Below are 9,768 nucleotides of genomic sequence, written 5' to 3'. Positions count from 1 at the left end.
CGTTCTCTCCAGATCTCTTTCAGTTCGCGTCGCCGGACAGTCCGCGCCGGGCGGTCACCGGTCCGTGTCGGACACGGCCCGGATGTCGGTGGCGAGCCGCAGGAGGCTTTCGGCGTCCAGGTCGTCGATGCCGTCGAGCGAGCCGTTCCCGTCGGCCGCGGCCGGGGCGGAGGTCCCGTTCGCGGCGTCGGTGTAGGGGGCGGCGAGTTCGAGCACCGTGTCCAGGAGTCCTGCCGTACGGAGCCGGCTGATGGGAACGGAGGCGAGGGCGTCGCGGATCCGCGCGTCCGGGTCGTCCGCGCGGGCCGCCCGTTCGGAGCGGTCCGTGCCGTCCGGACCGGGGGCGGTCCCGAAAAGGAGCGAGCCCAGGTGGTCCGCGAGGGCCGCCGGGGTGGGGTGGTCGAAGACCAGGGCGGCGGGCAGCGGCAGTCCGAGGGCGGACCGCAGCCGGTTGCGCAGTTCGACGGCGGTCACCGAGTCGAATCCGACGTCACGGAAGGCGCGGCTCGCGGGGATCGCGCCGGCCGAGTCGTGGCCCAGTGTCGAGGCGGCGTCGGCCCGTACGGCGTCGAGCAGGGCGCGGGCGCGTTCGGCTGCCGGCAGCGTGTCGAGCCGTTGCCTGAGCGGCGGGGCGGCTGTCGCCCCGTCGCCCTCGGGTACGGAGTCCCCGGCGGCCAGCGCCCGGCCGGCCTCCGGGATCCCGGAGAGCAGCGGGCTGGGGCGGGTCGCGGTGAAGCTGGGGGTGAACCTGTCCCAGTCCATGAGGGTGACGGTGAGCTGTGTGTCGCCGTCCTCCAGCATCCGCTGGAGCGCGGCGATGGCCAGTGGCGGTTCCATCGGCATGACGCCCTGGCGGCGGAGCCGCTCGTGAACCTCGTCGACGGTGGCCATGCCGACCTCGGCCCAGGTGCCCCAGGCGACGGAGGAGGCGGGGAGGCCCTCGGCCCTGCGGTGCTCGGCCAGGGCGTCGAGGAACGCGTTGGCCGCCGCGTAACCGGGCTGGCCGCCGCTGCCCCAGACCGCCGCGCCCGACGAGAAGAGTACGAAGGCGTCGAGGCCGGTGTCGCGGGTCAGTTCGTGCAGATGCAGGGCGGCGGTCAGCTTGGAACGCATCAGCGCGTCGAGCTGTGCCAGTGTCAGCGTCTCCACGGAGTCGTCGCCGTCGGCAACTCCCGCGGCATGGAACACCGAGGTCAGCGGGGTGTCGGCGGGGATCGCGGCGAGTACGGCGGTGAGCGCGTCGCGGTCGGCGGCGTCGCAGGCCGCGATGGTGACCCGGGCGCCCAGCTCCTCCAGTTCCGCCCGGAGTCCGGCCGCGCCGGGCGCCTCTTCGCCGCGCCGGCTGGTGAGCACCAGATGCGCGGCGCCGCTCTCGGCCAGCCAGCGGGCGACCCGGCCGCCGATACCGCCCGTACCGCCGGTGATCAGCGCCGTGCCACGGGCCCGCCAGGGGCGGTCGGGGGCGGCGTCCGCGGGCGCGGCGTGCACCAGGCGCCGGGCGTACACACCGGAGGTGCGGACGGCGAGCTGGTCCTCGCCGTCCGGGCCGGCCAGTACGGAGATCAGCCTGGCGCAGGCCCTGGCGTCGGGGGTCTCGGGGAGGTCGACAAGACCGCCCCAGCGGTCCGGGTGTTCCAGGGCGACGACCCGGCCGAGGCCCCACAGTGCTCCCTGCACCGGGTGGGCGAGCCGGTCGTCGTGGCCCACGGAGACGGCGCCGCGGGTGGCGCACCACAGGGGGCGCGCAGCCCGGCGTCACCGAGCGCCTGGACGAGGGTGAGGGTGAGGGCCAGGCCCACGGGCACCGAGCCGAAGGCGGTGTGCCGTTCCTCGGCCGGGGCCAGCAGGGCCAGTACGCCGGTGAACTCCCCTTCTTCGGCGCCCAGTTCGGCCAGCCGCTTGGCCCAGGCCGCCCGGTCGGCGGCGGGGTCCGCCTCGAACCGTACGGTGTCGGGGCCGAGCGCGGCGAGCGCGGCGGCGGCCCAGGGGTCGTCGGCGTCGTGGCCTGCCGGCACGACCGCGAGCCAGCGGCCGGCGGGGCGCGCGGTGGTGCCGGGGTCGGGCAGCCGGGTCCAGTCGACGCGGTAGCGCCACGCGTTGACGGTGGTGCGTTCGCGCGCCTTGGCCCGCCAGGCGGAGAGGGTGGGCAGGACCGCGCCCAGCGAGGACAGTTCGCCATGGGCGTCGACGCCGAGTTCACCGGCGAGGGACTCCAGGTCCTGGCTCTCGACGAGCCGCCAGAACGCCGCGTCGGCCTCGCCGCCGGAGCCCACGCCGGTCCCGGAGCCTGTGCTGTCCGTTCCGGCCGCGGGCTCGGGCCAGTACCGGCGCCGCTGGAATGCGTACGTCGGCAGCTCGACCGGTTCGTGACCGCCCTCGGGGAAGGCGGTGCGCCAGTCGACGGGTGTGCCGTGGACATGGGCCTCGGCCAGGGAGGTCAGGAAGCGCCTGAGACCGCCCTCGTCCCTGCGCAGCGATCCGAGGACCACCGCTCCGGCCGCCGTCTCCTGGCTCTCCTGGGTCTCCTGGATGGGCGCGGCCAGTACGGGATGCGGGCTCAGCTCGATGAAGACCCGGTGCCCGTCGGCCAGCAGCGCCCGGGTGGCCTCCTCCATCCGTACGGTCTGCCGGAGGTTCGTGTACCAGTAGGCGCCGTCGAAGACCGCGTCCTCCACCCGGCCGCCGGTGACCGTCGAGTAGAACGGCACCCGCGGAGCGGAGGACGTGACCGGGGCGAGGACCCGGGCCAGTTCGTCGCGTACGGCTTCGACGTGCGCGCCGTGCGAGGCGTAGTCCACGGACACCTTGCGGGCCCGGACTCCCTGTTCCTCGCAGACGGCGAGCAGTTCGTCGAGCGCCGCCGTGTCACCGGAGACGATCACCGAGGAGGGGCCGTTGACGGCCGCCACGGAGAGCTGCTCGGCCCAGGGCTCCAGCAGTGCGGCGACCTTGTCGACCGGCGCGGCCACCGACATCATCCCGCCGAGGCCGGACAGCCTGGGCAGCGCCTGACTGCGCAGGGCGACCACGGCGGCGGCGTCCTCCAGGGTCAGGGCGCCCGCCACATGGGCGGCGGCGATCTCGCCCTGGGAGTGTCCGACGACCGCCGCGGGCTCGACACCGTACGAGCGCCAGAGCGCGGACAGCGCCACCATCATCGAGAAGAGCGCGGGCTGGACGACGTCGACCCGTTCGAGCAGCGCGGGGTCGCCCTCACCGGCCAGCACCTCGTGCAGGGACCAGTCGGTGTACGGGGCGAGGGCGGCGGCGCAGGCGTCGACGGACTCCCTGAACACCTCGGAGGAGCCGAGGAGTTCGCGGCCCATGCCCCACCACTGGGAGCCCTGGCCGGGGAAGACGAACACCGGCCGCGCGGAGCCCTCGCCGACGGCGCCGCTCACCACACCGGGCGCGCTGCCCGCGGTGACGACGGCGTCGAGGGAGCGCAGCAGGTCGTCCCGGCTCTCGCCGAGGACCACCGCGCGGTGGTCGAAGGCGCACCGGGTGGTCGCCAGCGACCAGCCGACACGCGCGGGGGACAGCGCGGGGTCGGCGTCGGCGCGGGCGAGCAGCCGGGCCGCCTGCTCACGCAGGGCCGCCGCGGACTTGGCGGAGATCAGCCAGGGCACCACGCCCGCTTCCTCCGTTGCGTCCGTGATGTCCGTGGCGTCCGCGGTCGCTTGAGCGGTCTCGGTCCCGGTCTCGTCAGGCTCGGGGGCCTGTTCCAGGATCAAATGCGCGTTGGTGCCGCTGATCCCGAAGGACGACACTCCGGCGCGCCTCGGGCGGCCCGTGTCCGGCCACTCGGCCTGCTCGCGCAGCAGCTCCACCGCGCCCGCCGACCAGTCCACGTGCGACGACGGAGTGTCGGTGTGGAGTGTCCTGGGCAGGACGCCCTCGCGCATGGCCATGACCATCTTGATCACACCGGCCACACCGGCGGCGGCCTGCGTGTGCCCGATGTTGGACTTCAGCGATCCCAGCCACAGCGGACGCTCCGGATCCCGGTCACGGCCGTACGTCGCCAGCAGCGCCTGCGCCTCGATCGGGTCACCCAGCTTCGTGCCCGTACCGTGCGCCTCCACCGCGTCCACATCGGCGGACGTCAGACCGGCGTTGGCGAGGGCCTGGCGGATGACCCGCTGCTGGGAGGGCCCGTTGGGGGCGGTGAGGCCGTTGGACGCGCCGTCCTGGTTCATCGCCGAGCCCCGTACGACCGCGAGGACCCGGTGTCCGTTGCGCCGCGCGTCCGAGAGCCGCTCCAGCAGCACCACGCCGACCCCCTCGGCCAGGGTCATCCCGTCGGCGGCCTCGGAGAATGGCTTGCAGCGGCCGTCGAGCGCGAGGGCCCGCTGCCTGCTGAAGCCCACGAAGGCATGCGGGGTCGCCATCACGGCCGCGCCGCCCGCGAGGGCCAGGGAACTCTCACCGCTGCGCAGCGACTGGCAGGCGAGATGCATCGCGACGAGCGAGGACGAGCACGCGGTGTCGACGGTGACCGCCGGGCCCTCGAACCCGAAGAGGTACGACACCCGCCCGGACAGCACACTGGCCGCCGTGCCCGTGACCATGTGCACCTCGGACCCCTCGGTGCCGTTCTGCACACTCGACGAGTAGTCCTGGTAGCTGGCGCCGAAGAAGGTGCCGGCCGCGCTGCCGCGCAGGGAGTCCAGTTCGATCCCGGCGCGCTCGAAGGCCTCCCAGGACGTCTCCAGCAGCAGCCGCTGCTGCGGGTCCATGGCGACCGCCTCGCGCGGCGAGATCCCGAAGAAGCCGGGGTCGAACTCCGCGGCCTCGTGCAGGAATCCGCCCTGGAGCGAGTACGTCCTGCCCTGCCGGTCCGGGTCCGGGTCGTAGATGCCCGCCCCGTCCCAGCCGCGGTCGGCGGGGAACTCGGAGATCACGTCGGCGCCGTCCAGAGCGAGCCGCATCAGCTCCTCGGGCGTGTCCGCGCCGCCGGGGTAGCGGCAGCTCATGCCGATGATGGCGATCGGATCGTCGTCGATGCCGGCCGCACCGGCCGCCGCCGACCGTGCCGGGGCCGTGTCCGTACGGTCGCCGCCCAGGGCCGCCGACTTCAGGAAGCCGGCCAGCGCGACGGCGTTGGGGTAGTCGAAGACCATGGTCGACGGCAGCGGCAGTCCGGTGGCGGACACGATGCGGTTGCGCAGATCCACGGCGGTGACCGAGTCGAAGCCGATGTCGCGGAAGGCGCGCCGCTCGGGGAACGCCTCGGCCGAGGCATGGCCGAGGACGGCCGCCGCCTCCGTACGGACCAGCGTCAGCAGAAGGCGCTCCTGCTCGGGGGCGGCCAGGTCGCGCAACCGCGCGGCGAGATCGCTGGTCTCCGGCCGGGCGGTGGCGCGTTCCTCGTTCTCGGCGAGCCTGCGCGCCACCTCGGGCACCTCGTCGAAGAGACGGGTGGGGCGGCCCGCGGTGAAGACGGCGTGGTACGTGTCCCAGTCGATGTCGGTCAGGCCGATGACGGTCTCGTCGTCGTCCAGGACCTTCCGCAGGCCGTTGAGCGCGAGCTTCGGGTCCAGGTAGCGCAGTCCGCTGCGGCGGATGTGGTGCGGGTCGGCCAGCTCGCGCTCGATGTCGTCGGGCCACTTGCCCCAGTGCACCGAGGTGGCGCGCAGCCCGCGGGCGCGGCGGTCGACGGCGAGCGCGGCGAGATAGGCGTTGCCCGCCACATAGGCCGCGTGGTGGCCGCTGCCCCACATGCCAGCCGTGGACGAGTAGAGGATGAAGTCGTCCAGTTCGTCGTTGTCGAGCAGCTCGTCGAGATGGCGGGCGCCGGCGACCTTGGCGTGCACGACGTCGGAGAAGGACTCCATCGTGGTCTCGGCCAGGGTGTACAGCTCGATGACGGCGGCCGTGTGGATGACGGTCCGTACGGTACGGCCTTCGGCCTTGAGTCCTGCCAGCAGCGCGGCGACCGCGTCCCGGTCGGTCACATCGCAGGCGACGGCGACGGCTTCGGTGCCCGACTCGGCGAGTTCCGCGACGAGTTCGGCCGCGCCCGGCGCGTCCATGCCCCGGCGGCTGGCCAGCACCACGTGTCCGGCGCCCTGTGCGGCGAGCCAGCGCGCGAGATCGGGGGCGAGCGTCCCGGAACCGCCGGTGACGAGGGTGGTGCCGCGCGGGGTCCAGGTACGGGAGGGGCCCGCGCCGCCGGATCCGGCGCGGACGACACGGCGGGTGAGCACCCCGGAGGAGCGGATGGCGAGCTGGTCCTCCTCGCCGGCGGCCCCGGCCAGGACCGAGGCGAGCCGACCGGCGGCGCGGTCGTCCAGGGTCCCGGGCAGGTCGACGACACCGCCCCAGCGCTGCGGGTGTTCCAGCGCGGCCGTCCAGCCCACTCCGGCGACCTGGGCCTGAACGGGCGAGGTGATCTCGTCGGAGCGGCCGGTAGAGAACGCGCCCCGGGTCAGGAACCAGAGCGGCGCGTCCACTTCTGCGTCGCCCAGCGCCTGGACGAGAGAGACGGTCAGGGCCAGACCGAGCGCGAGACCCGGGTAGCGCTCGCCCGGCTCCTCGGCCGTGGCGAGCACCGACACGATGCCGGTGATCCCGTCGAGACCGGCCAGCCGCCCGGTGAGCGCCTCCCGCTCCACACACGCCTCGTCGAGGACGAGCCGCCGTACCTCGGCGCCCCGGCCGCCCAGCGCGGCCACGGTCTCGCTGTCGTCGGTGCCCTCGGCGGACACCACCAGCCAGGTGCCGGTCAGCCGTGCCGGCGGGACATGGCCCAGCGGGGACCAGGTGACGCGATAGCGCCAGGAGTCGACGGTCGTACGGTCCTTGCGCGACCTGCGCCAGGACGACAGCGCGGGCAGCACCGCCGCCACCGAATGCTCGTCGGTACCGAGCGCCGAGGTCAGCGCGGGGAGGTCCTCCTGCTCGACCGCCGCCCAGAACTCCTCGTCCAGCGGATCGGCCGCGACGGTCTCGTCGGCGACGGAGGGGAGGTTCCAGAAGCGCTCGCGCTGGAAGGCGTACGTGGGCAGATCCACCCGGCGGGCGTCCGTACCCGCGAACACCGGGGCCCAGTCGACCTCGACGCCGCGTACGAAGACCTCGGCCGCGGAGAGCAGGAAGCGGGCGAGCCCGCCCCGGTCGCGCCGCAAGGTGCCCGCGACGACGGCCGGTTCGCCGTACTCCTCGATCATGTCCTGTACGGGCATGGCCAGTACGGGGTGCGAGCTGATCTCGATGAAGGCGCGGTGCTCGGCGGCGAGGAGTTCGGTCACGGCGTCGGCGAAGAGGACGCGCTGCCGCAGATTGCGGAACCAGTAGCCGCCGTCCATCTCCTCGGTGTCCAGCCACCCACCGGTCATCGTGGAGAAGAACGGCACCTGCGACGCACGAGGACGCACCGGGCCGAGCACATCGAGAAGCTCGTCCCGCAGATCCTCGACCTGCGCCGAGTGCGACGCGTAATCGACGGCGATGCGCCGGACCCGTACCTCCTGAGCGGTCAGCTCCGCGAACAGCTCGTCCAGGGCCTCCGGTTCACCCGAGACCACCGCCGAACGCGGGCCGTTCACAGCGGCGATCGAGATCCGGCCGGACCAGGCCTCCAGCCTGCTCTCGGCCTCGGCCACCGGCAGCGGAACCGACATCATCCCGCCACGCCCTGCCAGCCGGCGCCCGATCGCCTGGCTCCGCAGCGCCACCACCCGCGCACCGTCCTCCAGGGACAGCGCGCCCGAGACCACGGCCGCGGCGATCTCGCCCTGCGAGTGGCCCACCACGGCATCGGGCTCGACACCGTACGAGCGCCACACCGCCGCGAGCGACACCATCACCGCGAACGACGCCGGCTGCACCACATCGACCCGCTCCAGCGTCGGAGCACCCTCGGCCCCGCGCAATACGTCCACCAGCGACCAGTCCACGAACTCGCCGAGCGCCTCGGCGCATTCGGCGATCCGTGCCGCGAACACCGGTGATTCGTCGAGGAGTCGGGCACCCATGCCCGCCCACTGCGAACCCTGCCCGGGGAAGACGAACACCGTCTTGCCCTCGACATCGGCGACCCCTTCGGTCAGCTCGGCCGAGGAGCGTCCTGCTGCCAACGCCTCGACCGCGGTGCGGAGTTCGTCATGGTCCGTGCCGACCGCGACCGCGCGGTGCTCGAAGAGCGCGCGGGTCGAGACGAGCGAGAGCCCGGTGTCGGCGGGCCGGGGCCGCGGCGCGGTCCCCAGCCATGAGACGAGTGCCTCGGCCTGGTCCCGGAGCGCGGACGCGCCGCGCCCGGACACCACCCAGGGCACCGGCCCCGCAGCCGGGACACCCGGCTCCGGCACTTCTTCGGCCCCGGACTCCTGGTCGGCGGGGGCCTGTTCCAGTACCGCGTGGGAATTGGTGCCGCTGATGCCGAAGGACGAAACGGCACACCGGCGCGGACGGCCCGTATCAGGCCACTCCACCGCCTCCGACAACAGCCGCACCGCACCCGACGACCAGTCCACATGCGACGACGGAACCTCCGCATGCAAAGTCTGCGGCAGAACACCGTTCCGCAGCGCCATCACCATCTTGATCACACCGGCCACACCGGCGGCGGCCTGCGTGTGCCCGATGTTGGACTTCAGCGACCCCAGCCACAGCGGACGCTCCGGATCCCGGTCCCGGCCATAGGTCGCCAGCAGCGCCTGCGCCTCGATCGGGTCGCCGAGTCTCGTACCCGTACCGTGCGCCTCCACCGCGTCCACATCGGCGGGAGACAGCCCGGCCGTCGTCAGGACCTGGCGGATCACCCGCTCCTGGGAGGGGCCGTTGGGCGCGGTCAGCCCATTGGAGGCGCCGTCCTGGTTGACCGCGCTGCCGCGCAGCACCGCCAGGATCCGATGCCCGTTGCGCCGTGCGTCGGAGAGGCGTTCCGCGACGAGTACGCCGACGCCCTCGCCCCAGCCCGTGCCGTCGGCGTCGTCCGAGAACGCCTTGCAGCGGCCGTCGGGGGCGAGACCGCCCTGCTTGCTGAACTCGACGAAGACGGAGGGTTCGCTCAGTACGGTGACACCGCCGATCACGGCGAGCGAGGACTCGCCGTTGCGCAGCGACTGGGCCGCCACATGCAGCGCCACCAGCGAGGAGGAGCAGGCGGTGTCGACCGTGATGGCGGGGCCTTCGAGACCGAGGGTGTAGGCGAGCCGCCCGGACAGCACGCTGGCGGCGGTGCCGGTCAGTGCGTGCCCCTGGAGTTCGCCGGCCGCAGCGGCCGACGGCTGGCCCCAGTGGTAGGCGCCGACGAAGACTCCGGTCTGGCTGCCGCGCAGGGAGGTGGGGGCGATTCCGGCGCGCTCCAGCGCCTCCCAGGACACTTCCAGGAGCATGCGCTGCTGGGGGTCCATCGCGAGCGCCTCGCGCGGGGAGATGCCGAAGAATCCGGCGTCGAATTCCGCCGCCTCGTAGAGAAAGCCGCCTTCGTGGGTGGCGCTGCTTCCTTCGCCGTCGCCGGTGAGCCGCTCCAGATTCCAGCCGCGGTCGCCGGGGAATCCGGATATGGCGTCGCCACCGGATTCGACCAGATCCCACAGGGCCTCCGGGGAGCGGACTCCGCCGGGGAGGCGGCAGCTCATTCCCACGAGTGCGATGGGTTCGTTGTTCTTGAGTTCCAGTTCTCCTATGCGCTGGCGCGCGCGGCGGAGATCGGAAGTGACCCGCCTCAGGTAATCGACGACTTTTTCCTGCTGGTCTTCTGGCACCGGTCCGTCCTCGTCATCGGGTCGCGTCGGGTCACAAACGAAAGCAGCGGATCTC

Annotated in this window: 2 protein-coding genes; both read right to left on the bottom strand. The window is 73.3% G+C overall.

Going from position 1 to position 9,768, the window contains the following annotated elements; genetic code table 11:
- Nucleotides 1-54: 54 nt before the first annotated feature.
- Nucleotides 55-1,488: a beta-ketoacyl reductase gene (locus KQY30_RS36915; protein WP_254407741.1), complete on the bottom strand. Its 1,434-nt coding sequence runs from the start codon at nucleotides 1,486-1,488 to the stop codon at nucleotides 55-57.
- A 74-nt stretch (nucleotides 1,489-1,562) separates the two neighbouring features.
- On the bottom strand, nucleotides 1,563-9,713 hold the full coding sequence (locus KQY30_RS34630) for a type I polyketide synthase (RefSeq protein ID WP_254407470.1): 8,151 nt from the start codon (nucleotides 9,711-9,713) through the stop codon (nucleotides 1,563-1,565).
- Nucleotides 9,714-9,768: the final 55 nt, after the last annotated feature.

This window comes from Streptomyces sp. GMY02 (assembly GCF_019056675.1).
GTDB lineage: Bacteria > Actinomycetota > Actinomycetes > Streptomycetales > Streptomycetaceae > Streptomyces > Streptomyces odonnellii.
The sequence above is the reverse complement of the archived record's forward strand: the minus strand, read 5'-3'. Positions and strand labels throughout refer to the sequence as shown.